The organism is Paraburkholderia saeva, from assembly GCF_907164555.1.
In the GTDB taxonomy this organism is placed as follows: domain Bacteria; phylum Pseudomonadota; class Gammaproteobacteria; order Burkholderiales; family Burkholderiaceae; genus Paraburkholderia; species Paraburkholderia saeva.
The window spans coordinates 520,911-547,371 of sequence record NZ_CAJQZC010000004.1 but is presented as its reverse complement, the minus strand read 5'-3'; the positions used below and the strand labels follow the sequence as shown (position 1 = coordinate 547,371).

The following is a 26,461-nucleotide window of genomic DNA, read 5'->3' as shown; positions in this document are numbered from 1 at the left end:
ATGACCCTTCCGTTCTCCACCGTGCGCGATCTGCTGCGCTTCGCGGTCAGCCGCTTCAACCAGGCGGAGTTGTCGTTCGGGCACGGCTCGGCCAACGCCTACGACGAAGCCGCGTATCTGATCCTGCATTCGCTGCATCTGCCGCTCGATCTGCTCGACCCGTTCCTCGACGCAAAGCTGACCACGCAGGAAATCGAAACGATCCTGCGCGTGATCGAACGGCGCGCCGCCGAGCGCGTGCCCGCCGCGTACATCACGCAGGAAGCGTGGATGCACGGCTTCCGCTTTCACGTCGATGAGCGCGTGATCGTGCCACGCTCGTTTATCGGCGAACTGCTGCAGGACGGTCTGCAACCGTACGTCGAGGATCCCGAACAGGTCGGTGCGGTGCTCGAACTGTGCACCGGCTCGGCAAGCCTCGCGATTCTGGCCGCCCATGCGTTCCCGAACGCGGACATCGACGCGGTCGACCTGTCGGCTCCGGCGCTCGAAGTCGCGATGAAGAACGTAGAGGAATACGACCTCGGCGACCGCATTGCGCTCTTCGACGGCGATCTCTTCGCACCGCTGCCCGAGCGCCGCTACGACGTGATCATCACGAATCCGCCGTACGTGAATGCGGAATCGATGGCGTCGCTGCCGGCCGAGTACAAACACGAACCGGAAATGGCGCTCGCCGGCGGCGCCGACGGCATGGATATCGTACGTCGCATCATCAGCGAGGCGCGCAACTGGCTCACCGACGAAGGCGTACTCGTCGTCGAAATCGGCAACGAGCGGGCGAACGTCGAAGCGGCGTTTGGCGGCCTCGACCTCGTCTGGCTGTCGACGAGCGCCGGCGACGACAACGTGTTCCTGATTCAGGCGTCCGACCTGCCGTCCTGACGCTTTCCAGCCTGTTTCAGCCTTTGCCTCGCACGCTCGCGCGCCGCCACGGCCCGCGACCGGCCTGAATCAATGCGAATGCAACGAACCCGACCGGCCGCCAATCGGGTTCGGTAAGATGGCGGAATTGCCCTCGACGCCCCACCCGGGGCGCCACCGGGAATATTTCGGATGCTTATGCAATTCGACCTGCTTCATATCGGCAGTCTGGTCGCGCTCGCTCACGTGCTGGGCGTGATTGCCGCCTGCCACGCCATTCTCTATACCCGTACCTCGCAGGGCGCGATTGCCTGGGCCGTGTCGCTCGTGGCCATGCCGTATTTCACAGTCGTGCCATACCTGTTTCTCGGGCGCAGCAAGTTTCGCGGCTACGCAGATGCGCGCCGGCTGGAAAACGAATCGCTCCGCACGCTCTCGCATCCGCGGCAATGGGACACCCTGGACTCATCCGGCGGACACCCGACCACGGAACTCGGCCATCGCGTCATCCGCTCGCTGACCCGGCTGGGCGGCATGCCGTTCTTGCCAGGCAACCGGGTACGCACACTCGTGAACGGCGAAGCGACCTTCGCCGCGATACTCGAAGCGATCGAGGCCGCGCAGAAATATGTGATCGTGCAGTTCTTCATCGTGCGCGCGGACGCGCTCGGCGAAATGCTGAAGGACGCCCTGCTCGCGAAAGCGGCCGAGGGCGTGCGCATCTACTTTCTGTACGACAGCATCGGCAGTTTCGATCTGCCGCACGCCTATACCTCGGCGCTGCGCGCCGGTGGCGTCGACGTGCATCCGTTCGCCACGAACCGGAAGTTCGTCAACCGGTTCCAGGTCAATTTCCGCAATCACCGGAAGATCGTCGTGGTCGACGGCGAGTGTGCGTTTGTGGGCGGGCATAACGTGGGCGTCGAATATCTCGGGGGCCATCCGCCGCTGTCGCCCTGGCGCGATACGCATATCGAAGTGCGCGGGCCTGCCGTCGCGAGCATCCAGTTCGTGTTCGTCGAAGACTGGTACTGGGCGACACAGCAGCTTCCCGAATTCGACGCGCCCGCCTTCGGTACCGCCAGCACCGCTGACCCCGCCAGCGAAGGCATGCATTGCATCGTCATTCCAAGCGGGCCGGCCGACAGACAGGAAACCTGTTCGCTCTTTTTCGTCGAGGCGATTAACGCCGCGCACGAGCGCATCTGGATCACCACGCCCTACCTGGTTCCAGACGAAGCCGTGTTCGCCGCGCTGCGGCTCGCGGCCATGCGCGGCGTGGATGTGCGGATCCTGATTCCATCCCGGCGCGACCATATCGTCGTCTTCGAAGCCTCGAAGCTGTACGCCTACGACGCCGTGCGCGCAGGTGTGCGCATCTTTCGCTACCGGCCGGGCTTTCTGCACCAGAAGGTCGTGCTCATCGACAGCGTCGCAGCGGCTGTCGGCAGCGCGAACCTGGACAACCGGTCGTTCCGGCTGAACTTCGAGATCACGGTGCTGACCGTCGACCGTGGTTTCGCCGCCGAGGTCGAAGTGATGCTGATGCGGGACTTCCAGGAAGCATTCGAGATCAACCGCGACGAATTCCGGAAAGCCCCTGCGTGGCGAAAGGTTGCGATGCACGTGGCGAGACTCTTCTCGCCCGTTCTGTAGCCAGCGAAACTACAGCGCTTTCTCGATATCGTCCGTGATCGATTCAGGCTTCGTCAGCGGCGCGTAGCGTTTCAGCACCGTGCCGTCGCGCCCAATCAGGAATTTGGTGAAATTCCACTTGATGGCTTCGAGCCCGAGGAGACCCGGCGCCTCGCCGGTCAGATATTTGTAGAGCGGATGCGCATCTGCGCCGTTCACGTCGATCTTGTCGAACATCTGGAACGACACGCCGTAGTTCTTCTCGCAGAAACTGCCGATCTGCTCTGCATCGCCCGGCTCCTGCTTGCCAAACTGGTTGCACGGGAAACCGAGCACGTCGAACCCGCGCGACGCGTAGTCGTCCTGCAGTTTCTGCAGCCCCGCGTATTGCGGCGTGAACCCGCACTGGCTGGCCGTATTGACGATCAGCAGCACCTTGCCCTGATAGCGGTCCAGCCCGATTGTGTCGCCACCGAGCGTACGCGCGGAAAACGTGTAGATCGAAGTCATATGCTCTCCCCCGGAAAGCGCCCAGTCTAAAGTAAATGGGCTCGCGCGACATCTGGCCGTACGGCCGATGTCGCCATTTTCCCGCGCAGTCTAGAATAGCGTTTTTTCCCCGCCGGCCATCCTGTGATTCGCTTCAACCAGTTCACCCTCGCGCGCGGCACCAAGCCGCTTTTCGAACAGACCTCGTTCACCCTCAATCCGGGCGAGAAAGCCGGGCTCGTGGGTGCAAACGGCGCGGGCAAGTCCACGCTTTTCGCCGTGCTACGCGGCGAGCTGCACGCGGATGGGGGCGATTTTTCGATGCCGCCCTCGTGGCAGATCGCCCACGTCGCCCAGGAAACGCCGGCTGCAGACAAAACCGCGCTTGCATACACGCTCGATGGCGACGCAGCGCTGCGGCAAATCGAAGCTTGCATTGCGGCGGCGTCAGCCGCTCATGACGGCGCGGCCGAAGGCGAAGCACATGCGGCATTCGCCGACGCCGACGGTTACACCGCACCCGCCCGCGCCGAGGCGCTGCTGCTTGGCCTCGGTTTCACCCTCGAACAGACACGCGAGCCGGTCGGCAGCTTCTCGGGCGGCTGGCGCATGCGGCTGAACCTCGCGCAGGCGCTGATGTGCCGCTCCGACCTGCTGCTGCTCGACGAACCCACGAACCACCTGGACCTCGACGCGATCGTCTGGCTCGAAGACTGGCTGCACCGTTATCCGGGCACCCTGATCGTGATTTCCCACGATCGCGAGTTTCTGGATTCCGTGTGCAACGTCACGCTGCACCTCGAGCAACAGCAGATCAAGCGTTACGGCGGCAACTACTCGCAATTCGAAATCCTGCGCGCACAGCAGCTCGCGCTGCAGCAGAGCGCGTACGAAAAGCAGCAGAAGACGGTCGAGCATCTGCAGAGCTACATCAACCGTTTCAAGGCACAGGCCACGAAGGCCCGTCAGGCGCAGAGCCGGGTAAAGGCGCTCGAGCGCATGGAGCTGATCGCGCCCGCGCATGCGTCGTCGCCCTTCACGTTCGAATTTCGCACGCCCGATTCGGCGCCGAATCCGATGATGGTGATGGAAGACGTCCGCTGTGGCTACCGCACCGAGGAACACACCGAAATTCCGATCGTCCAGCACGTGACGCTGTCGATCCAGAACGGGCAGCGCATTGGCCTGCTCGGCGCGAACGGCCAGGGCAAGTCGACGCTGATCAAGACGCTCGCCGGCACGCTCGAAGCACTTGGCGGCCACGTGCGCGAGGGCAAGGGTCTGCGCATCGGCTACTTCGCGCAGCACCAGCTGGAAACGCTGCGCCCCGACGATTCGCCGTTGCAGCATCTGGCGCGGCTCGCGCCCGATACCCGTGAACAGGAATTGCGCGATTTCCTCGGCGGTTTCAATTTTTCCGGCGACATGGCCACAGCGGCCATTGCGCCGTTTTCGGGTGGCGAGAAGGCGCGGCTCGCGCTCGCGCTGATCATCTGGCAAAAGCCCAACCTGCTGCTGCTCGATGAACCGACGAACCACCTGGATCTCGAAACGCGTCACGCGCTCACGATGGCGCTCGCGCAGTTCGAAGGCACGCTGATCCTCGTATCGCACGACCGCCACCTGTTACGCGCAACGACCGACCAGTTCATGCTCGTCGCGAAACACAGGCTTCAGCCCTTCGACGGCGATCTGGACGACTATCGCGACTGGCTTCTGCAGCATGCCGCCGACCAGCGCGCCGCTGCCAAAGCCAGCAATGGCTCGACTGGCACTGAATCTGGCGCTGATGCGGCCGTTAACCGAAAGGAACAACGTCGTCTCGAAGCGGAAACGCGGCAGAAGCTTTCGCACCTGAAAAAGCCGCTGCAGTCGCGCATTACAAAGATCGAAAAGGAAATGGATACGCTGAACACGGAGAAAGCGGCGCTCGACGCGTTCGTCGCCGATCCGTCCAGCTATGAGCCTGAGCGCAAAGCGCAGTTGACGGACGCGATCCGTCGTCAGGCGGAAGTCACTACACGCCTCGAAACGCTCGAAGCCGAATGGCTTGAAAAGCACGAGGAACTCGAACAGATCGGCTAGCGGCGCTCGAACCGAGACCGCGCCGGCATCGATGAGAGGTTGGCCTTGTCGTCTCCCCCTGCATTGAAAGGCTTGCGCGTACTCGACCTGACGCGCCTGTTGCCAGGCCCTGTAGCGACGTTGCGACTGGCTGAACTGGGCGCAGACGTCCTCAAGATCGAAGCGCCCGGCGCGGGCGACTACACGCGCACAATGATGCAAAGCAGCGCCGACCGGCTCGCGGGCCGGCCCGGCGCGTTCTACCGCATCATCAACCGCGGCAAACGCGAGACGCGTCTCGATCTGAAATCTGAAGCGGGCCGCAACGTGTTGCGCGCGCTCGCGCATGAGGCGGACGTGCTCGTGGAGAGCTTCCGGCCCGGCGTGATGGACCGGCTCGGCGTCGGCTACGACCTGTTGCGCGTCGAAAATCCGAAGCTCGTCTACTGCGCGATCACGGGGTACGGCTCCGACGGCCCGTTCTCGACCTTCGCCGGGCACGATCTGAACTACATCGCGTACGCAGGCGTGCTCGACCAGCTTGCCGCCCGCGACGGCACGCCGATCATGCCGAACTTCCAGATCGCCGACCTGCTGGGCGGCGCGCTGTCCGCTGTCACGCAGATGCTGGCGGCGCTCTGGCACGTTGCACGCGGCGGCAACGGACGGTTCATCGACGTCTCGATGACGCACGCGTCGCACGCCAATAACATCGTCGCGCAGGTCGCGCTCGCCAACGAAGGCGAGGGCTCGCGTGCGGGGGGCGGGCTGCTGAACGGCGGCGTGCCCTGCTACAACCTGTACCGCACGCGCGACGGCCGCTGGCTTGCCGTCGGCGCGCTCGAACTGAAATTCTGGGAGACGTTGTGTGCGGCGCTCGGCCGCCGGGAATGGGCGGAGCGGCACTGGAGCCAGGGCCAGGCCATCGGCGGTCCCGATGCGCTCGCGTTGACGCAGGAACTGGCCGCAATCATCGCGGGCCAGACGCTGGAAGACTGGATTGCCCTGCTGGAGCCGCTCGACTGCTGCGTCTCGCCCGTGCTGACGCCAGCGGAAGCGGCGCGCCATCCGCTTTTCGATCCCACGTTCGCGATGCAGCAGGACGACGCTGAGGAACCTTGACGGGCATACCGCAAAACGCGGCGGGCGCAGAGGCCTACCGTCGTGGCAAGGTCTGCCGTGGCTCACGCTCGTCGTCGATCAGAACGTGCTTGCGCCCTTCCACGTGATGCTCGATGGTGGCGCGCACTTCGTCCACGGTGACGTCTTCCGCCACGACACGCCGCGAAATCTGCCCCGTCGTATTGACCCATTCGACGATACGGCAGCCGCGACCGCCCCAAGGTTGCCGGATCGGCTCGGACACGCGGCAGCCGCGCAGAGTCACGAGACGCTCAGCTGAGGATTCATGAGACTGTTTCAAGACGCGTTCCTTTTCCGCCCATGACGGACTGCTAACTCGGGCAGGATAAGGAAAACCCGTGTCCTTCGGGTTACAGGCGGTGTAGAGACCTTTACCGCTGATTACGCAGTGAAAGTGCCCGATCACCGGGCGCCCCCCCAAGGCGAAAAATCGCTCAATCGAGATCACGCACCTGGTCGATGGCCTGTTCGATCCGTTCGACGGCGATGACGCGCAAGCCTTCTACCGGCTGCTTCGGCGCATTTGCTTTTGGAATCACCGCGATCGTGAAACCGAGCTTCGCGGCTTCCTTCAGCCGGTCCTGGCCGCGCGGCGACGGCCGGATTTCCCCCGCCAGACCGACTTCGCCGAATACGAACAGGCCTTTTGGCAGCGGCTTGTTGCGCAGCGAAGACTGGATCGCGAGCAGCACCGCGAGATCAGCGGCCGGCTCGGTGATCTTCACCCCGCCTACTGCGTTCAGAAAGACGTCCTGATCGAAACACGCAATGCCCGCGTGCTTGTGCAGCACGGCCAGCAGGAGTGCCAGCCGGTTTTGTTCGAGGCCGACCGCCAGCCGGCGGGGATTCGGGACATGCGCGGTATCCACCAGCGCCTGGATTTCGACCAGCAGCGGCCGCGAACCTTCCTGCGTGACGAGCACGCATGAACCCGGGACCGTCTGCTCATGCTGCGAGAGAAACAGCGCGGATGGGTTCGACACGCCGCGCAGTCCGCGCTCGGTCATTGCGAACACGCCAAGCTCGTTGACCGCGCCGAAGCGGTTCTTGAACGCCCGCACGAGGCGAAACGACGAATGCGTATCGCCCTCGAAGTACAGCACGGTGTCGACGATGTGCTCGAGCACGCGCGGGCCGGCCAGATTGCCCTCCTTCGTCACGTGCCCGACCATGATGATCGCCGTGCCCGACTGCTTGGCGACGCGCGTCAGCTGCGCCGCGCATTCGCGGACCTGCGCGACGGAGCCCGGCGCCGAGGTCAGCGCATCGGAATAGATCGTCTGGATCGAATCGATGACGGCAACGTCGGGTCGTTCGGCTTCGATCGTCGCCTGAATTCTTTCAAGCTGGATTTCGGCGAGCAGCTTGAGCTCGCCCGCTTTCGACTGTGGATCGAGCAGCGAAAGCCGTTGCGCGCGTAGCGCGATCTGCGCGGCGGATTCTTCGCCGCTCACATAAAGCGCGCGCCGTTCGCTGGCGATTTCGCCGAGCGACTGCAGGAGCAGCGTCGATTTGCCGATCCCCGGATCGCCGCCGATCAGCACTACGCCACCGGCCACGAGGCCGCCGCCCAGCACGCGATCGAATTCGCTGACACCGGTCGAAAAGCGCGGCACGTCGGCGGCCTCGATATCGGCGAGCCGCTGGACCGGCGCGCTTTTCGCGAGCGACTGAAAGCGGTTCGCCGATGCCGGTTCCGCGATGGTTTCCACCAGCGTGTTCCACGCGCCGCACGCCGGGCACTGCCCTTGCCATTTAGGCGCCTGCCCGCCGCACTCGGTGCAGGTGTACAACGTTTTTTGTTTAGCCACGCGCCATCCTGTTACTGCGTTGTTCTGTCCGACAGGTCGGAAAAGGTCATTCGGCGCGCACGGGCACGCGCGGCGCGACCGCGCACATCAGTTCATAACCGATCGTGCCGCAAGCCCGCGCGACGTCGTCGATCGGCAGGTTCGGTCCCCACAGTTCGACGCGCGAGCCGACGCCCGCCGTCGGGCACGGCGTGAGGTCGACGGTGATCATGTCCATCGAGACGCGCCCCACAAGCCGTGTCAGCACGCCGTCGACGATCACCGGCGTGCCTTCGGGCGCCGTGCGCGAATAGCCGTCCGCGTAACCGCAGGCAACCACGCCGATGCGCATCGGCCCGCGTGCGGCGAATGTGGAGCCGTAACCGATCGTCTGCCCTGCGGCGACCATCTGAGTCGCGATCAGTTCGGAGGCAAGCGTCATGGCGGGCTGCAGCCCCGTCCCCTCGATCGCGGCGGTCACACCCGACGGCGACGCACCATACAGGATGATGCCCGGGCGCACCCAGTCAAAGTGTGCCGCCGGATGCCACAGCGTGGCCGCGGAGTTCGACAGGCTGCGCGCACCGGCAATGCCTTCCGCGCCCCGTTCGAACGCTTCCATCTGATACGCGATGCCGCGCTCGCCGTCCGCGTCGGAAAAATGGGTCATCAGCGTGATCTGGCCGACGCCCTGACAGGCACGAGCACGCTCCCACGCCGCCCGATAGCGTTCCGGCGTGTAGCCGAGGCGATTCATGCCGCTATTCATCTTGAGCTGGATATTGACCGGCTTCGACAGGCGCGCCATTTCGAGCATTCGCATCTGTTCGTCGGAATGCACCGCCGTGGTCAGGCTGTAGCGGTCGATGACGTCGATATCAGTCGGACGGAAGAAGCCTTCCAGCAGGAGAATCGGCCCGGCCCAGCCCAGTTCACGCAACTTCACCGCCTCTTCGAGGTCGAGTAATCCAAAGCCGTCGGTTGCGCGCAGGCCAGGAAATACGCGAGCGAGCCCGTGTCCATACGCGTTCGCCTTGACGACGGCCCAGATCCGGGACTTCGGTGCGTAGCGGCGGACGACGGCGAGATTGTTGGCGAGAGCGGAGGTATGAATGATGGCTGAGAGCGGGCGCGGCATGGGATATTTTCGTAAAGACGCTTGCGAATCAGGAGCTTACAGCGCGTTTTCAGCGCGTCGGAGGCCACCGGACGGTGCGATCAAGGATTCTGCTAGTCTGAATGCGCCTATTTTCGTGATATAAAGCCGTGCGCACAACCCATTTCGAACGGCATAAGCCCGGACGCATTGCACACGGCCGGGGCGGACAGACCGCAGCGAGGACAGCATCGCATCAGATGAAAAAAGGTTTTTACACCATCATGGCCGCGCAGTTTTTTTCGTCGCTGGCCGACAATGCGCTCCTGATTGCTGCTATCGCGCTGCTCAAAGACCTTCACGCTCCAAACTGGATGACGCCGCTGCTCAAGCTGTTCTTTGTGCTGTCGTACGTCGTTCTTGCTGCCTTCGTCGGCGCCTTCGCGGATTCGCGACCCAAGGGTCGTGTGATGTTCGTGACGAACACCATCAAGGTGCTTGGCTGCATCACGATGCTGATCGGCGCGCATCCACTGATTGCCTACGGTATCGTGGGCTTCGGCGCGGCGGCCTACTCGCCGGCGAAGTACGGCATCCTCACTGAACTGCTGCCGCCTGACCGGCTCGTCGCCGCGAACGGCTGGATTGAAGGCACGACCGTCGGGTCGATCATTCTCGGCACCGTACTGGGCGGCGCGCTGATCAGTCCGCACATTGCCGCGCCGATCCTGCGCCACCACATTCCCTCGATCAACACGCCCGCCGAAGCCGCGATGCTCGTGATCATGGGTTTCTATGTGATCGCCGCGCTTTTCAATCTGCGCATTCCCGATACCGGCGCCCGCTATCCGAAACAGGAGCGCGGCCCGATCAAGCTCGTCACCGATTTCGCCGACTGCTTTCTGGTCCTGTGGCGCGACAAGCTCGGCCAGATTTCGCTCGCGGTCACGACGCTCTTCTGGGGCGCGGGCGCGACGCTGCAGTTCATCGTGCTGAAGTGGGCCGAAGTGTCGCTTGGCATGTCGCTCTCGGAAGGCGCGATCCTGCAGGCCGTCGTGGCCGTCGGCGTGGCCGCCGGCGCGATGATCGCCGCTGCAAAGGTGCCGCTCAAGAAATCGCTCTCGGTGCTGCCGGTCGGCATCATGATGGGCATTGCCGTAATGCTGATGGCGTTCTATACGAAGTCGATGTTTCCGGCGCACTGGGGCATCTATTTCGGCCGGATGCACGTGCCGGGCTATCTGCTGATTGCCTATCTGTTCCTGATGATCGTCGGCGGACTCTCGGGCTTTTTTGTGGTGCCGATGAACGCGCTGTTGCAGCATCGCGGGCACGTGCTGCTTTCGGCCGGCCACTCGATCGCCGTGCAGAACTTCAATGAGAACCTGTCGGTGCTCGTGATGCTGTGTCTGTATGCTGTTCTCGTGTGGCTCGATGTGCCGGTATCGGCGGTGATCGTGCTGTTCGGCACCTTCGTCTGTGTGATGATGTGGTTCGTGATGCGGCGTCACCAGGCGAACCAGCGCGCGTTCGATTCAGTCGCGCTGATCGGCGAAGTGAAACATTGACAGATAGTGGGCGCGCCGCCGCGCGCCCACTATCTGTCCGGCCCGGTCGCACACGCTCTTCCTCTTTCTCCGCACGCTCCCCATGACTCAAGCAATTCCTCACGTCCTGACGATCGCCGGCTCCGATTCGGGCGGCGGCGCGGGCATCCAGGCCGACCTCAAGACATTCTCGGCGCTCGGCGCGTACGGCGCGAGCGTGATCACCGCGTTGACCGCGCAGAACACGCGCGGCGTGACGGCGATCCATACACCGGAACCCGCGTTCATCACGGCGCAACTCGACGCCGTGTTCGACGACATCCGGATCGACGCCGTCAAGATCGGCATGCTGGCCAACGCGGGTATCGCGCATGCGGTGGCTGAAGCGTTGCGTCGTTATCGTCCGAAGCACGTCGTGCTCGACACCGTGATGATCTCGAAGAGCAATCACGCGTTGCTGGCCCCGGACGCCGTTGCCGCAGTGCGCGACGAACTCTTGCCCCTCGCTACGTTGCTCACGCCGAACCTGCCTGAAGCAGCCGCGCTGCTTGGCGAAGCCGCCGCAACCGACGAAGCGGCGATGATCCGTCAGGGCGAAGCGTTACGCGCGCTCGGTGCACGCGCGGTGCTGATGAAAGGCGGCCACCTCGCCTCTACGGACAGCCCGGACTGGTTGATCCAGGAAAGCGGCACACTGCGCCTCGGCGGCCCGCGCGTGCCCGTGAAGAACACTCACGGAACGGGTTGCACGCTGTCGTCGGCGATTGCTGCGCTCGTTGCCCAGCGAAGTGATCTGGCAAGCGCTGTCGCGGATGCGAAGGTGTATCTGACCGGCGCGCTCGAACAGAGCGACCGGCTGGACGTCGGTCACGGCGTCGGGCCAGTGCATCATTTTCATCGCTGGTGGTAAGGACGACGCTTCGTTGTCCGGCACGATGCTGATCGAGCCTTGATCGTGCCTCACGGCAAGTCAGCATCGGCGGGCATCGTCACTGACGCGCAAATGCCTGGCCGCGTCGCGGCCAGTCGTCGGGAACGACAAAGCCACGCGACTGTTCGATCCACCGGCCGGCGTCATCGGGGGCGAATGACGCCACCATCGTCGGACCCGTCTGACGTTCGAGCTGAACAAGGAGCGTGGCGGCATCCACGAACGTCGTCTGCGGCGAAGGCTCGCCCGCCTCGTAGCGACGGGGCGCGAGCCATTCGAGACGCGGCAACACCTTCCACACCGCAGCCTGCGTCGCGGAAAATGCCGGCCAGTCCGCGCGGGTTGCCCACCAGCCGCGCGCATGGGCGGGGTTGACCTGCGGCGCGCCCTGCCCGGGACCCGTTTCGCCCGTTTCGCCCGTTTCGCCCGTTTCGCCCGTTTCGCTCTGCGTCGCGCCGTAGAAGAGCCACCCCTTGATGAACATCGCCGGCTCCCACGGGCCACGATGCCCGAGCGTCGCGAATTCTTCGCGCGCGCTAAGCGGCAATTGGTGATCGAGGAGATGCGCCAGCTTCAGGTCGAAGCGATCCTGCAGATTCGGACCGACGTAATCCGCGAGTTGCGAGCGACCGTCGCCGGCGTGCAGATAGCACTTCACGGCCAGCTCCCAGTGCAGGCGCCGGCCACTTGCGGTCTCGACCAGAAAATCGCACTCGCCGAGCGTCACGCCCGCGCGCCGCAACGCGACGTTCGCGGCGACGAGGCGCGCAGCCGGTCCATGCTGAAGAAACCAGCCGAGCAGACACTCGGCGTAACGGCCCAGCCGCGTGATCCGCGACGCGGCGATATGCCGGTGCAGACTGTCCGGACCGGCGTCGAGCGCGTGCAGCCAGGCAATCGTCGCGACTTCTTCGGCGGGCGTCTCAAAGAGATGCGCGAGCCCGCCAGCGGGTGGTTGCGCGCGCAACAGATCCGGGCTGAACAGTAGCCATGCCAGATCGCGTACGACAGCATCGCGCAGCAGGTCGAACCGCGCGACAGGCGCTGCGGCATCCGCCACGGGCCCGTGTGCGGCGTTCATCAGCGGGACGGCTCGCCGGCCGTCTTCTGCCATGTTTCACGCGCGAGGCACAGATCGGCCCAGGCCTTCGCCTTGTCGGGCAGACTGCGCAGCAGATACGCCGGGTGATACGTGACGATCACAGGCACGCCTTCGTATTCGTGCACACGACCGCGCAGCGATGAAATGCTGGCCTCGGTCTTCAGCAGGCTCTGCGCGGCAAAACGACCCAGCGCGACAATCACCTTCGGCTTCACGAGCGAAACCTGGCGCTGAAGATACGGCTCGCAGCGCGCGACTTCGTCGGGCTCGGGATTGCGGTTGCCGGGCGGGCGGCACTTGATAACGTTCGCGATATAGACGTTCGTGTCACGCGCGAGCGTGAGCGAGCGCAGCATGTTGTCGAGCAGCTTGCCGGCCTGGCCGACAAACGGTTCGCCGACGCGGTCCTCGTTTTCGCCGGGCGCTTCGCCGATCAGCATCCAGTCGGCATTGAGGTCGCCGACGCCAAAGACGGTGTTCGTCCGCTTCTCACACAGTCGGCATCGCTCACAGCCAGCGACACGCGCGCTGAGCGCATCCCAGTCGAGCGCGTCGACGCTGGCGCCGATGCTGGCGTCTGGCTGTGCGTCGTTGACGATGCGGGTTGTCCTGGCGAGAACCGGCGCTTCGGCTGGCAGGTCGTCGAGCCATGCGGGTTCGTCCGCGCCCACGGGCGTGTCATGCAGCGAAGGCGCGTGTCCCAGCGAAGGCGTGACCTGCTGCGAAGACGTGTCTCCCAGCGAAGGCGTGACTTGCTGCGAAGGCATGCCGCGTGTCGGTACGACGGCTTCGACCGGCGCAGGCGCTGCGATGGCTGGCCGCAGGCCGCGGCGCACCCACATCGGCGCGAGACCGAGTTCTTCCAGCGCGGATTCAGAGAACGCCATCTGCGCCCTCCCTTGCAAACGAAAAACGCATCACGATGGCGTCCTCCCGGCTACGATGTCGCGCCGGATAATAATTCTTGCGCCGTCCAATCGACGAAAACCCGAAGTGTTCATATAGACGGATCGCGCGGTGATTCGAAGGCCGGACTTCCAGCAGCAGGCCATCGAGTTTCTCGGCGCGCGTGATGCGCACCGCTTCGCGCAGCAACGTGAGGCCGGCGCCCGCGCCCTGCGATGCAGGCGCGACGCACAGATTCAGGAGATGCATTTCGTCGACCACCGGCATCAGCACGCAATAACCGATCAGCGCGCCTGTGACGTGACGCAGGCAAATCCCGAAATAGCCGTTGCGCAGCGAGTCCGCGAAATTGCCGCGACTCCACGGAAACTCATACGCGAGTTTCTCGATGGCGGCGACTTCGTCCAGATCGCCTTCGGTCATCGGCGATACGTATCGGTCGGCGAGCAGCACCCCGCTCATTGGCCACCCTCACGGAGCAGAGTCTGTGCCGCCGGGGCATGGGCGGCCGCCTGCGCGGCTTTCGCGGCCATGCGCTCGGCGGTGGTCTGCGCGACCTTGTCGCGGATGTACTCCGGCGCGGCCTGATCTGCCGGCACTGTGCGGCCCGCACGGAACGCGCGCAGCGCAACCATTGCGACCGGCATCGCATTCGGCACTGCTTCGCTATCGATCACACGCGCCCGCGACGCCGCGAGGAGTCGTTCGCCGAACGCCGCGGCCGCGTTGCCTGCCAGCGTGAATGGCGCATCGGGAAGCGTCATGTTGCCGGGCGCATCGAGCGACGCCGGATGAACCGTGCGCCAGTCGTGCCGGGCGTCGTCCCACGCGTAATCGGCCCAGTAGACTTCGTCCATGCGCGCGTCGAGCGCCGCCAGTACACGGCTCGCCGACGGATCGCGCAGCCGCGCGCTTTCAGCGCACGCGAGCAGCGTACCGACTGGCACGACCGGAATATCGAGGCCGAACGCGAGCCCCTGGGCGACGCCCGTTGCGGTACGCAGTCCGGTGAACGAGCCGGGGCCCGCACCGAACGCGATCGCGTCGCAGTCGGAGAGCGCGAGGCCGGCTTCATCGAAGAGTTCGCGGATCGCCGGCAACAGGCGCGTACTGGAGACGGCACCGGTCGCTTCGTGTCGAGTCCAGACGCGCGGAGCGACTACAGCCGGATCGGCGCAAGAAGCACCGGCCTCCCCATCGGAGCCGACAGACAAAAGCGCGACCGAGCAGAATTCGGTCGACGTATCAAGGGCAAGCAGGACGATTCGTGTCATGACCGCTATTGTAATGCGGCGCTCCGTATTGCCGGATGCGAACCGCACCGGTGTGGTCTGCAGCAGCATCGTCGTCCGGGACGCGCCGTTTGGAAGAATCGCTCCAGCCCGAGGCGCGGCCGTGCTTGTTATGATCGCCGGCCGACCTCGACAAGCAAGGAGAACAAGGATGAGCGACATGAGCAACGTTAGCGCGCTGTTCGCGCAAGCCCAGGAAGATGTGAAGCAGTTGCCGGAGCGTCCGGGCAACCTGACGCTGCTGCGTCTGTACGCGCTGTTCAAGCAGGCCACCGACGGCGACGTCCACGGCGACAAGCCCGGCTTCACCGACATCGTCGGCAAATACAAATACGACGCATGGACCGCCCTCAAGGGCACTTCGCAGGACGCCGCGAAGCAGCAATACGTCGAACTCGTGGAATCGCTGAAGAGCGGCGCTTCGGCCTGACCCAAGGCACACCGCACGTGCGCCAGCCAGGCCGCTGGCGCGCGTGCGGCCTTGAATATTGAATACCACCGGCGAATACCCGCGCCGGTGGTTGCTTCAAACCGGCTTTGAATCATCTGTCCCGCCTCAGCCTCAGCCGCCTCGCTGTTGAGGCCAGTCACCGCTTCAGGGCAGGTCCGCCCGAATCCCGATCGCGCCCCGCTTCGACATTCTTCGACCATTAATGGGATGGTGGCGCAGTGCAGCAAAACCCTATATAATGCGGCTGCGCTTCACTGCTTTGCCCGGTTTTGATGCCGGCGCGTCGCTGCGCAGCGCCTCGTAGCGTTTTGCTCCAATCCAGTTTAGAACCTGTCCCCTCCTGCCAGCAGGCCCTCTTTTCGGGCCGTCAAGTACCAGGCTGGCGACAATGCCAATATCGGCTTGTCGCATCCGATACAGCTTCTAACGAAAAGCTCGCCTTTATTGTTGCGAGCTGCCCCCGTTTTTCGATTTGCTCGCTGCTTCTTTGCTCGCTGAATCCGACGACTTGGGTATGCCGATTGGCGCCGACGTTTCACTTCCCGTGTTTCAAGGATTCTCATGACTTCGAGCAATACCCCCAGCCCGCTGAACGCCATCGCCGATCAAGCCCTCGGTCTCGACACCCCCGCCGCCGTCGCTTCGCAGGAAGTCGCGACCGCCGCCGTGGTCGCCGACGCCGCAGTGCCGACCGGCCCGTCGTTCGCGTCGCTTGGCCTTTCGGCGGATGTCGTCTCTGCCCTGACGGCCGCTGGCTATTCGGCCCCGACACCAGTTCAGCAGCGCGCGATTCCCGCCGGCATCGCCGGCCGCGACCTGATGGTGTCGAGCCCGACCGGTTCCGGCAAGACCGCAGCGTTCATGCTGCCCGCCATCGAGCGTTTTTCGCAGCTGCAAAAGGCCCAGGCCTCGCAGCCGCGTGAGCCGCGCCCGGCCGACGGCGCCCGCACGCGCCGCCCGCAACCCGTCGCACGTCCGACGATGCTGGTCCTGACGCCGACGCGCGAACTCGCGATGCAGGTCACGACCGCCGCTTCGACGTACGGCAAGCACCTGAAGCGCCTGCGCACCGTCAGCATTCTTGGCGGCGTCGCATACGGTCAACAGCTGATGCTGCTGGCTAAAAACCCTGAAATTCTCGTTGCTACGCCGGGTCGTCTGATCGACCACCTGGAGCGCGGCCGTATCGACCTGTCGCAATTGCAGATCCTCGTCCTCGACGAAGCGGACCGCATGCTCGACATGGGCTTCATCGAAGACATCGAAACGATCGTCGCATCGACGCCGGCTACACGTCAGACGATGCTGTTCTCGGCCACGCTCGACGGCAAGATCGGCGCGCTGACCGGCCGTCTGCTGAAGGATCCGGAACGCATCGAAATCGTCCAACGCATGGAACAGCGCACGAACATCGCGCAGACCGTGCATTACGTCGACGACCGCGATCACAAGGATCGTCTGCTCGACCATCTGCTGCGTGACGAAGGCCTCGATCAGGCTATCGTGTTCACGGCAACGAAGAATGAAGCAGACCAGCTCGCTGGCCGTCTCGCCGACGCCGGTTTCGAATCGGCCGCCCTGCACGGCGATCTGCCGCAAGGCGCGCGTAACCGCACGATCAAGGCACTGCGCGAGCGCCGTGTCCGCGTGCTCGTGGCAACCGACGTCGCAGCACGCGGCATCGACATTCCGGGCATCACGCACGTGTTCAACTACGATCTGCCGAAGTTTGCAGAAGACTACGTGCACCGTATCGGCCGTACCGGCCGTGCTGGCCGCTCGGGTATCGCCGTGAGCCTCGTGCATCACGCCGAACAGGGCGCGCTGAAGCGCATCGAGCGTTTCGTGCGCACGCCGCTCGCGGTCAACGTGGTCGAAGGCTTCGAGCCGCGCAAGTCGGCACCGTCGGGCACGGGTCGTCCGGGCTTTGGCGGCCGCGGCCGTCCGGGTGGCGGCAACGGCGGCGGTCGTCGCTTCGGTAGCGGCGGCGGCACCGGTAGCGGCAAGCCGGCTGGCAACGGTGGCGGCGCCCGTACGGGCGGCGGCTGGGCCGGCAAGCCGGCTGGCAGCGGTTCGCGTGAAGGCTACGGCGGTTCGCGTGACGGTGGCTACGGCGCCCGTCGCAGCGACGGTCCGCGTACTGCGCGTCGCGGCAGCTAAGCCTGCCAGGCACGCGGCCGGATCGGCGCCGAAAGCGCGTCCGGCTGTCACGCCATCACGTCAAACGGCTATCCGCCGTGCGGCGTGAGTCAGAAAAACCGGTGCTCACGCACCGGTTTTTTTTCGCCCGTCCCTCAGCGACCGATATTTTTCACAATGTGGAAAAATTTTTTGCGTCGTAAAAAATCGTGCTGCGTGGCACAACTACCGTTGTTGCAGCAGGGGAAATGGCATTTCTCAATATGAAAAAATAAACGTAATGCATTGATTTATATACAATAAAAATCTTACGCAAAGCACAAAAACGAGCTGTTGCGCGGGCTTCGATTTGCCTAGACTCTTATATAAGACTTCACGAAAACAAAGCGGCCACAAACACTGGCAAGCCACTTCGCTGAAGACAAGAGTCAACCGATCCAACCGTCTGGGCAATTAGAGGAGCACATCATGTCACGTCAACAGCAAGCTCAACAACTCCAACAACAATGGGAAACCGATCCGCGCTGGAAGGGCATCAAGCGGTCGTATTCCGCTGAAGACGTGGTGCGTCTGCGCGGCTCGGTGCCAGTCGAACACACGCTCGCGAAGCGCGGCGCCGAAAAGCTGTGGGAATCGATTCATAGCGAGCCGTTCGTCAACGCCCTCGGCGCGCTGACCGGCAATCAAGCCATGCAGCAGGTCAAGGCGGGCCTGAAGGCAATCTATCTGTCGGGCTGGCAGGTGGCCGGCGACGCGAACGTCGCAGGCGAAATGTATCCGGACCAGTCGCTCTACCCGGCGAATTCGGTGCCGCTCGTCGTCAAGCGCATCAACAACACGCTCACACGTGCCGACCAGATCCAGTGGTCCGAGGGCAAGAATCCGGGCGACGAAGGCTATATCGACTACTTCGCACCGATCGTGGCGGACGCTGAAGCCGGTTTCGGCGGCGTACTGAACGCGTTCGAACTGATGAAGTCGATGATCGAAGCCGGCGCGGCAGGCGTTCACTTCGAAGACCAGTTGGCTTCGGTCAAGAAGTGCGGCCACATGGGCGGCAAGGTGCTCGTGCCGACGCGCGAAAACATCGCGAAACTGACGGCGGCGCGTCTCGCCGCCGACGTCTCGGGTACGCCGACGATCCTGCTGGCGCGCACCGACGCAGAAGCGGCCGATCTCGTGACGTCGGACATCGACGACAACGACAAGCCGTTCCTGACCGGCGAGCGTACGGTCGAAGGCTTCTACCGTACGAAGCCGGGTATCGAGCAGGCGATCTCGCGTGGCCTCGCCTACGCGCCGTACGCCGACATGATCTGGTGCGAAACCGGCAAGCCGGACCTCGAATTCGCGAAGAAATTCGCCGAGGCGATCCACAAGCAGTTCCCGGGCAAGCTCCTGTCGTACAACTGCTCGCCGTCGTTCAACTGGAAGAAGAACCTCGACGACGCGACGATCGCGAAGTTCCAGAAGGAACTCGGCGCGATGGGCTACAAGTTCCAGTTCATCACGCTGGCCGGCTTCCACGCGCTCAACTACTCGATGTTCAATCTCGCACACGGCTATGCGCGCACGCAGATGAGCGCTTTCGTCGAAATGCAGCAGGCCGAATTCGCTGCCGCCGACAAGGGCTTCACTGCCGTGAAGCATCAGCGCGAAGTCGGCACCGGCTACTTCGATGCGGTGACGCAGACGGTCGAGCGCGACGCATCGACGACCGCCCTGCACGGCTCGACGGAAGACGAGCAGTTCTTCGACAAGAAGGTCGCCTGAACGCCGTTTGACGACGGGCTGAGCGGCACGGCAGGCAGTACAGGGAGAAGCGGCCCCGCAGAGGGCTGCCACCAGAGGAGGCTCGGTCGCCGGTCAGAAGCCAGCGGCCGGCACAGCACCTGAGCAGCGTTCAGGCCCGGCATCACCGTGCGAAGAGCGAACAAGACGCGCGCTGGCTATCCGCCAGCGCGTTTTTCCTCAGGGGTATCCATGGTGCGCCGTCCTGCGGCGCCTGCCGGGAACGTCGTCAACGACACTCATCGATAGACGATCACCGGGATTTTGGTGTGCGTCAGGACGCGCTGGGTCTCGCTCCCGATCAACAGGCTGCCGAGGCCGCGCCGCCCATGCGACGCCATGAAGATCACGTCGCAACCACCCCGCTCCGCTGCCTCGATGATCCCCAGATACGGCGAAGGATGGACGCTCGTCTCACTTGCAAATGCGACGCCCGCGTCGAGCGCCGCCTGCTCGACTTCCTGCAGATGCAGGCGCGCTTCGCGTTCGCTGCGCTCCTGAAAATCGACCGGCGGCTCGATCACGACCTCGGAAAACGGCGAGTACGGATATTGCGGCAGACACGCGTAGGCCGTCACCCGCGCACCGACCGCCCTGGCGAGGTCGATTGCGCCGTCGATGGCCATTTTGGACAGATCTGAACCATCAGTCGGAACCAGGATGTGCTTGAACATCGTGCCCTCCGTCGTCAGCTGCGGCGCTCCGTCAGGTCCGCGGGATAGCGGCGCGCATGCAAGTAGCGGGCAATGCGCGGCGCCTCGAATCGATTGTAGTGCGCCGAAATCCGCTACACGGCCCGCGTGCGGGTCTGTCCGCATATCGGAAACCCGCGCGAGCCACGCGGGACACGGCTTTGCGCTAACCCCAGTAGCCCGGATGGCTGTACGTATGTTTCAGGAAATCGAGAAAAAGCCGCACCCGCAACGGCAGATGTCGACGCTGTGGAAACACCGCGTGGATGCCGATGGGCGGCGCCGCGAAATCGTCGAGCACCGTCACGAGGCGTCCGGCTGCGATATCGGTGCCCACTTCCCACCACGAGCGCCAGGCAAGGCCGTGGCCTTCGAGACACCATTCGTGCAGGACCACGCCGTCGGAACATTCCATCGTACCGGAAACCCTGATCGTCACGACCTTGTCGTCCTGCTGGAACGTCCAGCCGCGTTGCTGGTTCGCGCTCGCGCCGAGCGCGAGGCAGTTGTGACCTGCGAGCGCAGCGAGCGTTTCCGGTGCGCCGCGCCGCGCGAGGTAGGCGGGCGACGCCACCACCACGCGCCGGTTGTCGCCAAGGCGCAGCGATACCAGCGACGAATCGGGCAATTCGCCCAGCCGCACTGCGCAGTCGAAGCCCTCGTTGACGAGGTCGACCATCCGGTCCGACAGATCCAGCGTGATCGACACATCGGGATGCGCGACGGTAAAGGCCGGCACAAGCGGCGCGACGTGGCGCCGCCCGAAACCGGCTGGCGCCGAAAGACGCAGGTGCCCGCTCGCCTTCACCCCGCCCGCCGACACGCTCGACTCCGCGTTCTGCATGTCGTGGATGACGCGCTGGCAGTCCTCCAGAAACGCGGAGCCTTCGTATGTCAGCGTGATTTTGCGGGTCGTGCGCACGAGCAGTTTGACGCCGAGCCTTTCTTCGAGGGCATCGATCCGGCGTCCAATGATGGCGGGCGCAACACCCTCTGCCTGGGCCGCTGCGGACAGGCTGCCGCGCGCCGCGACGGCAACGAAGGTCTCGATCTGCTTGAAGCGGTCCATGTCGGCTGGGTGCGTCGCGTAGACGCTCATGATGGAGTCGAGCGTCAGATTAGGCATATGAAAGTAAAAGATCAAGTGATGTTTACCGTCTTTCTATCTACCGCACATCACTAATAGAATCCGTCTTGACCTCTGACTGGAGCGCACGGCAATGTCGGCCACAACGACACTCTTCCCCAAAGCAGTTATTTTCGACGCGTACGGCACGCTTTTCGACGTGCATTCGGTCGTCGCTGCCGCGGAGCAGATGTTCCCTGGCCACGGCGACGCCCTTTCGCTCCTGTGGCGTCAGAAACAGATCGAATACACGCAGTTGCGCACGCTGTCGGATGTGGGCGGCGCACGCTACGAACCGTTCTGGACCATCACGCTCGACGCGCTGCGTTTCTCCGCGCGCAAACTCGGCCTCACGCTGAATACGGCTGCGGAAAAGCGCTTGATGGATGAATATGCGTGCCTCTCCGCATTCCCTGATGCCGTTCCCGTCCTGCGCCAGTTGCGCGAGCTTCGGGCAGGCGCCGCAGTTGCCGCCGACGTCGCCGCGGGCAAACGCATCGGGCTCGCGATCCTGTCCAACGGCAATCCGCAAATGCTCGACATCGCGGTCAAGAGCGCCGGGATGGCCGGTCTTTTCGACCATGTGCTGTCAGTCGACGCCGTGCGCGCCTACAAGCCTGCGCCGGCTTCCTACGCCCTTGGTCCGGCCGCTTTTGGCGCCACGCCACGCGAGATCGTATTTGTATCGTCGAACGGCTGGGACGTGGCCGGTGCGACGTGGTTCGGCTACACCACATTCTGGGTCAACCGTGCCCGCGGCCCCGCCGAGGAACTCGGCGTGAGCCCGCACGGCACCGGCACAAGTCTTGCCGATCTGCCCGCGTTTCTGGACACCCTTCTGCCGCACGACAAAGGCTCAGGCCGCGCGCGCCACAGCCCCGGCGCCACGTGAACCGAGTGGTTTGAACGGCATGAAACACCTCATCGCATTTCCATAATCTGACCGACCAAGGGAGAAACCATGGCGAACCAATCGTCGTTATCGTTGCAACTGCCGCAAGGCATGCGTATCACCGCTGAGATCAAGCCGGGCTTCGAATCGATTCTCACACCCGCCGCACTCGAACTCGTCGCGAACCTGCATCGCGTGTTCGAGCCGCGCCGCCAGCAACTGCAGAAGGCGCGCGCCGAGCGCACGAAGCGCCTCGACGCCGGCGAGCGCCCCGACTTTCTCGCTGAAACGGCGCATATCCGCGATAGCGACTGGAAGGTCGCGCCGCTGCCGAAGGATCTCGAATGCCGACGCGTCGAAATCACGGGGCCGGTGGAACGCAAGATGATCATCAACGCGCTGAATTCAGGCGCCGATTCATACATGACGGACTTCGAGGATTCGAATGCGCCGAGCTGGGACAATCTGATCACCGGTCATCTGAACCTGAACGACGCCGTGCGCCGCGAGATTTCGCTCGAACAGAACGGCAAGTCGTACCGCCTCAACGACAAGGTCGCGACGCTGATCGTGCGTCCGCGCGGCTGGCACCTCGACGAAAAGCATGTGACGGTCGACGGCCAGCGCGTGTCGGGCGGCATCTTCGATTTCGCGCTCTTCCTGTTCCACAACGCGAAGGAACTCGTGAAGCGCGGCTCGGGCCCGTACTTCTACCTGCCGAAGCTCGAAAGCCATCTCGAAGCGCGCCTGTGGAACGACATCTTCGTCGCGGCACAGGAAGGCGTGGGTATCGCACGCGGCACGATTCGCGCGACCGTGCTGATCGAGACGATTCTCGCCGCCTTCGAAATGGACGAAATCCTGTACGAGCTTCGCGAGCACAGCTCGGGCCTCAACGCAGGCCGTTGGGACTACATCTTCTCGGCGATCAAGAAGTTCAAGAATGACAAGGACTTCTGCCTTGCCGACCGCTCGCAGATCACGATGACGGTGCCGTTCATGCGCGCCTATGCGCTGCAGCTACTCAAGACATGTCATCGCCGTCACGCGCCGGCGATCGGCGGCATGAGCGCACTGATTCCGATCAAGAACGACCCGGCAGCCAACGACAAGGCGATGGGCGGCGTGCGCTCCGACAAGGCGCGTGACGCCGGCGACGGCTACGACGGCGGCTGGGTCGCGCATCCGGGCCTCGTCCCGATCGCGATGGAAGAGTTCGTCCGTGTGCTCGGCGACAAACCCAACCAGATCGGCAAGCAGCGCGATGACGTGCTGGTCACCGCGAAAGACCTGACGGACTTCCGCCCTGAGGCGCCCATCACGGAATCAGGCCTGCGCAACAACATTAATGTCGGCATCCATTACCTGGGCTCGTGGCTTGCGGGCAATGGCTGCGTGCCGATCCACAACCTGATGGAAGATGCGGCGACCGCCGAGATCTCCCGCTCGCAGGTATGGCAGTGGATCCGCTCGCCGAAGGGCAAGCTCGACGACGGTCGCAAGGTCACCGCTGCGATGGTGCGTGATTTGACGAAGCAGGAACTCGAAAAGGTAAAGGCTGCCGTCGGCGGCGATACGAAGCCTTACGAGCGTGCCGCAGTCATCTTCGAAGAGATGTCGACGTCGGAAAGCTTCACCGAGTTTCTGACGTTGCCGCTGTACGAAGAGATCTGATATCACGCCTGTGTCGATACGGGCCGGTCTGGACGGCTAGCTGGCGCGCTGGCGCGGTTCAGGTCCAGGTATGGCTCGGGCGCATCATGCGGCGGCTCAATGGGTTTCGACCCATTGAGCCGTTTTTCTTCCTGGGCGTTCGTCGCGCTGGGTGCATCGGGTGGACGGGCCGTGCAGGCCGCATGGATCAGGCGAATGGCGGCGACCGCTTCAACACCTGTCGCGACATTCGCCGAACGGGGCGCACTTCGATGCGGGCGCGACGAGGCCCACGCATCCCGTTATCTTGCGCGACGATGCGCCACCCAGTCGCCTGACGTGATCTCCTTCAAACCGGGCACGGCCTCTTTCGCTACGGGATAAAAACGGCACGGGACTGCCGCGCCGTCGACCTCGACCGTGACATCACGCCCCCGGAATAAACCTTCGACGCCAGGATACACCTCCTCGATTTCGTCGAGCACCGCGACAAGTGCATCGTCGATCGCGTAGACGTCGCCCGTGACAGACACACCGTGCTCGTCCACAACGAGCCCAGGATATGCGCCGAAATCGTATAGCCGGCCCTTGACGGTCGCAGTGCCAAGCAGCGTGGGCGCCGCGATATCGTGGCGCGCCGCTGCCGAACTGATGTCGTTAACTTCCCCCGCGCGAAGCGTGCCGTAGACAAACACGTTCTGCATTGCTTTCCCCTTCCGGTCAGTTCAACGGCGCGGCGGCAACCAGTACGCCGTCGATATCCACATAGACCCATTCACCCGCACGCACGACCGCCCCGGGCATATGCACCGGTACATCGCGCTCGCCTCCGCCGCGTTTCTGGCTGCGCTGAGGATGGGTGGCCAGCGCCGCCACACCGATATTGCATTCGTTCAATTCAAGCGTATCGCGCACGCACCCATTTACCACGATGCCGGCCCAGCCATTCTTTTCAGCAATCTGGCCAAGATTGCCGCCAACCAGCGCGCATCGCCGGCTGCCGCCCCCATCGACGACGAGCACGCGGCCGTTGCCTTTTTCCTCGAGCGTGGCGCGCACCAGCGTGTTGTCTTCAAAGAGCTTCAGGGTCACGGCCTCGCCGCCAAACGAACCCGCGCGCCCCCACAGACGGAACACGGGGTCGAGCACACGAAGCGTGCCTGTTGCCAGCTTGTCCTCATTGGCATCGCACAGATCTGTGGTCGCAAAGGTCATCGCTCACTCCAGAGATATAAACGGGATGACTGCATTATGCCTCGCACGAGTTTCCGGGGACCCTCTTCCGAATGGCTAACGTTGCGCGACTTGTCGCCTGAGCGCCGGCAACGCTTCTACAATGGCGTCACTGTTCGCCTCAGGTTATCTCTGTCCGTCATGAAGCAGCCCGTTGAGTTGTCGAAATCAACCCGAGTGGATTTCGCCGACATTCCGCCGGAATTCGCGCCGACGCCGACGCATCCCATTCGTGTCCGGTCACGACCGATGCCGGCTGGCGTTCGCGTCGCGCGTCACACCCACGCATGGGCGCAGGTCGCGTATGCGTCGCGCGGCGTGTTGCGCATGACGACATCGGGCACAACGTGGATGGTGCCGCCATCGCGCGCAATCTGGGTACCGCCGCATGTCACACACGAAGTCGTGATCGTCGAGGATGCGTTTCTGCGCACGCTGTATGTGAACGAATCGGTCGTGCCCGCGGGGCTCGACGCATGTCGCGTCGTCGAAGTCTCGGGGTTGCTGCGTGAAGTAATAGCCGCCCTCGATACACCCGGCCTTTCCGCGGCACGCGAACGCCTGCTGGGCTCGTTGGCGCTCGATGAACTGACGCGCTCCGAGCCGTTACCGCTCTCGGTGCCCATGCCTGTCGAGAAGCGCCTGCGCGCGCTGTGCGAAGCCGTTATCGCCGATCCAGCCAATACTGATTCGCTCGAAGGCTGGGCGTCAGGTGTCGGAGCCAGTACGCGGACCATTGCGCGCCTGTTTCGCCAGGAACTGGGCGTGAGTTTTTCACAGTGGCGTCAGCAGGCGATTCTCGCGCGTGCAATTCCGCTGCTGAGTCAGGGCCGTCCGCTTTCACACGTCGCGCAGGAACTCGGCTATCAAAGCCAGAGTGCGTTTTCCGCGATGTTCCGGCGCGCATTTGGCGAAAGCCCCCGCGCGTTCATCGAACGCGGCGCCGAACATCGCACCCGGGGGCACGATGAAGATGAAGACGAGAGCAGCCTCTTCGTAGATGAGCTGGATGCGCACCGCGGCCAGCTGAAATAGCCGTAGTGCGTCGAAGCCGCGATAGCGTCAGACGCGTCGCGCCATGTGACGGATCGCCCCGAGCTGCGCGAGGCGCGGCCCGGCGAGACGGTACCCCATGCGTTGATAGAGCCGGGCTGCCGGGTTATCGACGAAAACACGCAATTGGAGTTCCCGCAGTCCACGCGCACGCGCCCACCGGTGCGACATGTTCAGCATATAGGTGCCGGCGCCCTGCCGGCGATGTCCTTCGCTGATCTGGACGTCGCGGATATGCAGCGAATCACCTTCCTCGGTGACACGGAGCACGCCGATCGCCACACCCTCTACTTCGAGGATGAAATTTTCCGATTCCCGCCAGCTGGCCAGAAACAGGTCGCCGCGCCACACCAGATGGTGACGCTTGTAATAGCCGCCCATATTGTTGCGCGTGAGTGCCTCGGCGAACTCGAAGTCGTCCATGCTGGCTGTGCGCAACAGGTAGGCGGGCGACAGGTCTTCGGTCGGGTCGAGCATGGCGCAACGGGCTGAAGGATGACCGCACAAAGGTAAGACAGGCGGCGTGCGCTGGCAAGGGCGGTTTGCCCGAGGCAGCCGGAACGGCCACGCTT

Annotated in this window: 25 protein-coding genes; 12 read left to right on the top strand and 13 right to left on the bottom strand. The window is 63.8% G+C overall.

Going from position 1 to position 26,461, the window contains the following annotated elements; translation table 11 throughout:
* Both prmB and cls read left to right on the top strand, forming a co-directional pair.
* On the top strand, positions 1 to 885 hold the full coding sequence (gene prmB / locus LPA36_RS13980) for a 50S ribosomal protein L3 N(5)-glutamine methyltransferase (RefSeq protein WP_228877364.1): 885 nt from the start codon (positions 1 to 3) through the stop codon (positions 883 to 885).
* Between the two features lie 177 nt (positions 886 to 1,062).
* Positions 1,063 to 2,520: a cardiolipin synthase gene (gene cls, locus LPA36_RS13975; RefSeq protein WP_228877534.1), complete on the top strand. Its 1,458-nt coding sequence runs from the start codon at positions 1,063 to 1,065 to the stop codon at positions 2,518 to 2,520.
* A 9-nt stretch (positions 2,521 to 2,529) separates the two neighbouring features.
* Here the strand turns inward: cls and LPA36_RS13970 are convergent, their stop codons facing one another.
* Positions 2,530 to 3,009, bottom strand: coding sequence for a glutathione peroxidase (locus LPA36_RS13970; RefSeq protein WP_228877363.1), 480 nt, complete (start codon positions 3,007 to 3,009; stop codon positions 2,530 to 2,532).
* A 123-nt stretch (positions 3,010 to 3,132) separates the two neighbouring features.
* Between LPA36_RS13970 and LPA36_RS13965 the strand changes: the two genes are divergently transcribed.
* Positions 3,133 to 5,073: an ATP-binding cassette domain-containing protein gene (locus tag LPA36_RS13965; protein ID WP_228877361.1), complete on the top strand. Its 1,941-nt coding sequence runs from the start codon at positions 3,133 to 3,135 to the stop codon at positions 5,071 to 5,073.
* A 45-nt stretch (positions 5,074 to 5,118) separates the two neighbouring features.
* The gene (locus tag LPA36_RS13960; RefSeq protein WP_228877359.1) at positions 5,119 to 6,174 is read left to right on the top strand and encodes a CaiB/BaiF CoA transferase family protein; all 1,056 of its coding nucleotides are present in this window, start codon (positions 5,119 to 5,121) and stop codon (positions 6,172 to 6,174) included.
* Between the two features lie 34 nt (positions 6,175 to 6,208).
* On the opposite strand, the gene LPA36_RS13955 is transcribed toward LPA36_RS13960, so the two are convergent.
* From LPA36_RS13955 to alr, 3 genes are all read right to left on the bottom strand, one after another.
* Positions 6,209 to 6,475 carry a DUF2866 domain-containing protein gene (locus tag LPA36_RS13955; RefSeq protein WP_228877357.1) on the bottom strand — a complete coding sequence of 89 codons (267 nt, stop codon included), beginning with the start codon at positions 6,473 to 6,475 and terminating at the stop codon, positions 6,209 to 6,211.
* Between the two features lie 154 nt (positions 6,476 to 6,629).
* On the bottom strand, positions 6,630 to 8,006 hold the full coding sequence (gene radA / locus LPA36_RS13950; protein WP_228877356.1) for a DNA repair protein RadA: 1,377 nt from the start codon (positions 8,004 to 8,006) through the stop codon (positions 6,630 to 6,632).
* Between the two features lie 46 nt (positions 8,007 to 8,052).
* Complete coding sequence (alr, locus tag LPA36_RS13945) at positions 8,053 to 9,123, bottom strand: alanine racemase (protein WP_228877354.1); 1,071 nt, start codon at positions 9,121 to 9,123, stop codon at positions 8,053 to 8,055.
* A gap of 218 nt (positions 9,124 to 9,341) precedes the next feature.
* Here alr and lplT point away from each other — a divergent pair, with 218 nt between their 5' ends.
* Both lplT and thiD read left to right on the top strand, forming a co-directional pair.
* Positions 9,342 to 10,649 carry a lysophospholipid transporter LplT gene (gene lplT / locus LPA36_RS13940; protein WP_228877352.1) on the top strand — a complete coding sequence of 436 codons (1,308 nt, stop codon included), beginning with the start codon at positions 9,342 to 9,344 and terminating at the stop codon, positions 10,647 to 10,649.
* 82 nt (positions 10,650 to 10,731) lie between these two features.
* Positions 10,732 to 11,538 carry a bifunctional hydroxymethylpyrimidine kinase/phosphomethylpyrimidine kinase gene (thiD, locus tag LPA36_RS13935; protein ID WP_228877350.1) on the top strand — a complete coding sequence of 269 codons (807 nt, stop codon included), beginning with the start codon at positions 10,732 to 10,734 and terminating at the stop codon, positions 11,536 to 11,538.
* Between the two features lie 79 nt (positions 11,539 to 11,617).
* Here the strand turns inward: thiD and LPA36_RS13930 are convergent, their stop codons facing one another.
* From LPA36_RS13930 to tsaB, 4 genes are read right to left on the bottom strand one after another with little or no spacing between them, the layout of a single operon-like run.
* Positions 11,618 to 12,640 (bottom strand): DUF1853 family protein, encoded by a 1,023-nt coding sequence (locus LPA36_RS13930; protein ID WP_228877344.1) that lies wholly within the window; start codon positions 12,638 to 12,640, stop codon positions 11,618 to 11,620.
* Complete coding sequence (locus tag LPA36_RS13925; RefSeq protein WP_228877342.1) at positions 12,640 to 13,548, bottom strand: uracil-DNA glycosylase; 909 nt, start codon at positions 13,546 to 13,548, stop codon at positions 12,640 to 12,642. The genes LPA36_RS13930 and LPA36_RS13925 overlap by 1 nt, the downstream gene beginning before the upstream one ends.
* Positions 13,535 to 14,029, bottom strand: coding sequence for a ribosomal protein S18-alanine N-acetyltransferase (rimI, locus tag LPA36_RS13920; protein ID WP_228877336.1), 495 nt, complete (start codon positions 14,027 to 14,029; stop codon positions 13,535 to 13,537). Before rimI ends, LPA36_RS13925 begins: the two co-directional genes overlap by 14 nt.
* Positions 14,026 to 14,841, bottom strand: coding sequence for a tRNA (adenosine(37)-N6)-threonylcarbamoyltransferase complex dimerization subunit type 1 TsaB (tsaB, locus tag LPA36_RS13915; RefSeq protein WP_228877334.1), 816 nt, complete (start codon positions 14,839 to 14,841; stop codon positions 14,026 to 14,028). Before tsaB ends, rimI begins: the two co-directional genes overlap by 4 nt.
* Before the next feature lie 178 nt (positions 14,842 to 15,019).
* Here tsaB and LPA36_RS13910 point away from each other — a divergent pair, with 178 nt between their 5' ends.
* The 3 genes from LPA36_RS13910 (at position 15,020) to aceA (ending at position 19,222) form a co-directional block, all read left to right on the top strand.
* The gene (locus LPA36_RS13910) at positions 15,020 to 15,289 is read left to right on the top strand and encodes an acyl-CoA-binding protein (protein ID WP_228877527.1); all 270 of its coding nucleotides are present in this window, start codon (positions 15,020 to 15,022) and stop codon (positions 15,287 to 15,289) included.
* A gap of 582 nt (positions 15,290 to 15,871) precedes the next feature.
* A complete protein-coding gene (locus LPA36_RS13905; protein WP_228877332.1) occupies positions 15,872 to 17,470 on the top strand; it encodes a DEAD/DEAH box helicase in 1,599 nt (532 codons plus the stop codon).
* Positions 17,471 to 17,917: 447 nt separating this feature from the next.
* A complete protein-coding gene (gene aceA / locus LPA36_RS13900) occupies positions 17,918 to 19,222 on the top strand; it encodes an isocitrate lyase (protein WP_228877330.1) in 1,305 nt (434 codons plus the stop codon).
* Between the two features lie 257 nt (positions 19,223 to 19,479).
* On the opposite strand, the gene LPA36_RS13895 is transcribed toward aceA, so the two are convergent.
* Both LPA36_RS13895 and LPA36_RS13890 read right to left on the bottom strand, forming a co-directional pair.
* Positions 19,480 to 19,914, bottom strand: coding sequence for a universal stress protein (locus LPA36_RS13895; protein WP_228877329.1), 435 nt, complete (start codon positions 19,912 to 19,914; stop codon positions 19,480 to 19,482).
* A 184-nt stretch (positions 19,915 to 20,098) separates the two neighbouring features.
* The gene (locus LPA36_RS13890; RefSeq protein ID WP_228877525.1) at positions 20,099 to 21,001 is read right to left on the bottom strand and encodes a LysR family transcriptional regulator; all 903 of its coding nucleotides are present in this window, start codon (positions 20,999 to 21,001) and stop codon (positions 20,099 to 20,101) included.
* A 151-nt stretch (positions 21,002 to 21,152) separates the two neighbouring features.
* Here LPA36_RS13890 and LPA36_RS13885 point away from each other — a divergent pair, with 151 nt between their 5' ends.
* Both LPA36_RS13885 and aceB read left to right on the top strand, forming a co-directional pair.
* Complete coding sequence (locus LPA36_RS13885; RefSeq protein ID WP_228877327.1) at positions 21,153 to 21,950, top strand: haloacid dehalogenase type II; 798 nt, start codon at positions 21,153 to 21,155, stop codon at positions 21,948 to 21,950.
* Between the two features lie 69 nt (positions 21,951 to 22,019).
* The gene (aceB, locus tag LPA36_RS13880; RefSeq protein ID WP_228877326.1) at positions 22,020 to 23,624 is read left to right on the top strand and encodes a malate synthase A; all 1,605 of its coding nucleotides are present in this window, start codon (positions 22,020 to 22,022) and stop codon (positions 23,622 to 23,624) included.
* 281 nt (positions 23,625 to 23,905) lie between these two features.
* Here aceB and LPA36_RS13875 read toward each other — a convergent pair whose 3' ends face one another.
* Positions 23,906 to 24,307 (bottom strand): gamma-glutamylcyclotransferase family protein, encoded by a 402-nt coding sequence (locus LPA36_RS13875; RefSeq protein WP_228877324.1) that lies wholly within the window; start codon positions 24,305 to 24,307, stop codon positions 23,906 to 23,908.
* A gap of 16 nt (positions 24,308 to 24,323) precedes the next feature.
* Positions 24,324 to 24,818, bottom strand: a complete 495-nt coding sequence (gene rraA / locus LPA36_RS13870) for a ribonuclease E activity regulator RraA (RefSeq protein ID WP_228877322.1) — start codon at positions 24,816 to 24,818, stop codon at positions 24,324 to 24,326.
* Between the two features lie 159 nt (positions 24,819 to 24,977).
* Here rraA and LPA36_RS13865 point away from each other — a divergent pair, with 159 nt between their 5' ends.
* A complete protein-coding gene (locus tag LPA36_RS13865) occupies positions 24,978 to 25,871 on the top strand; it encodes an AraC family transcriptional regulator (protein ID WP_228877321.1) in 894 nt (297 codons plus the stop codon).
* A gap of 27 nt (positions 25,872 to 25,898) precedes the next feature.
* Here the strand turns inward: LPA36_RS13865 and LPA36_RS13860 are convergent, their stop codons facing one another.
* Positions 25,899 to 26,366, bottom strand: a complete 468-nt coding sequence (locus LPA36_RS13860) for a GNAT family N-acetyltransferase (RefSeq protein WP_228877319.1) — start codon at positions 26,364 to 26,366, stop codon at positions 25,899 to 25,901.
* Positions 26,367 to 26,461: the final 95 nt, after the last annotated feature.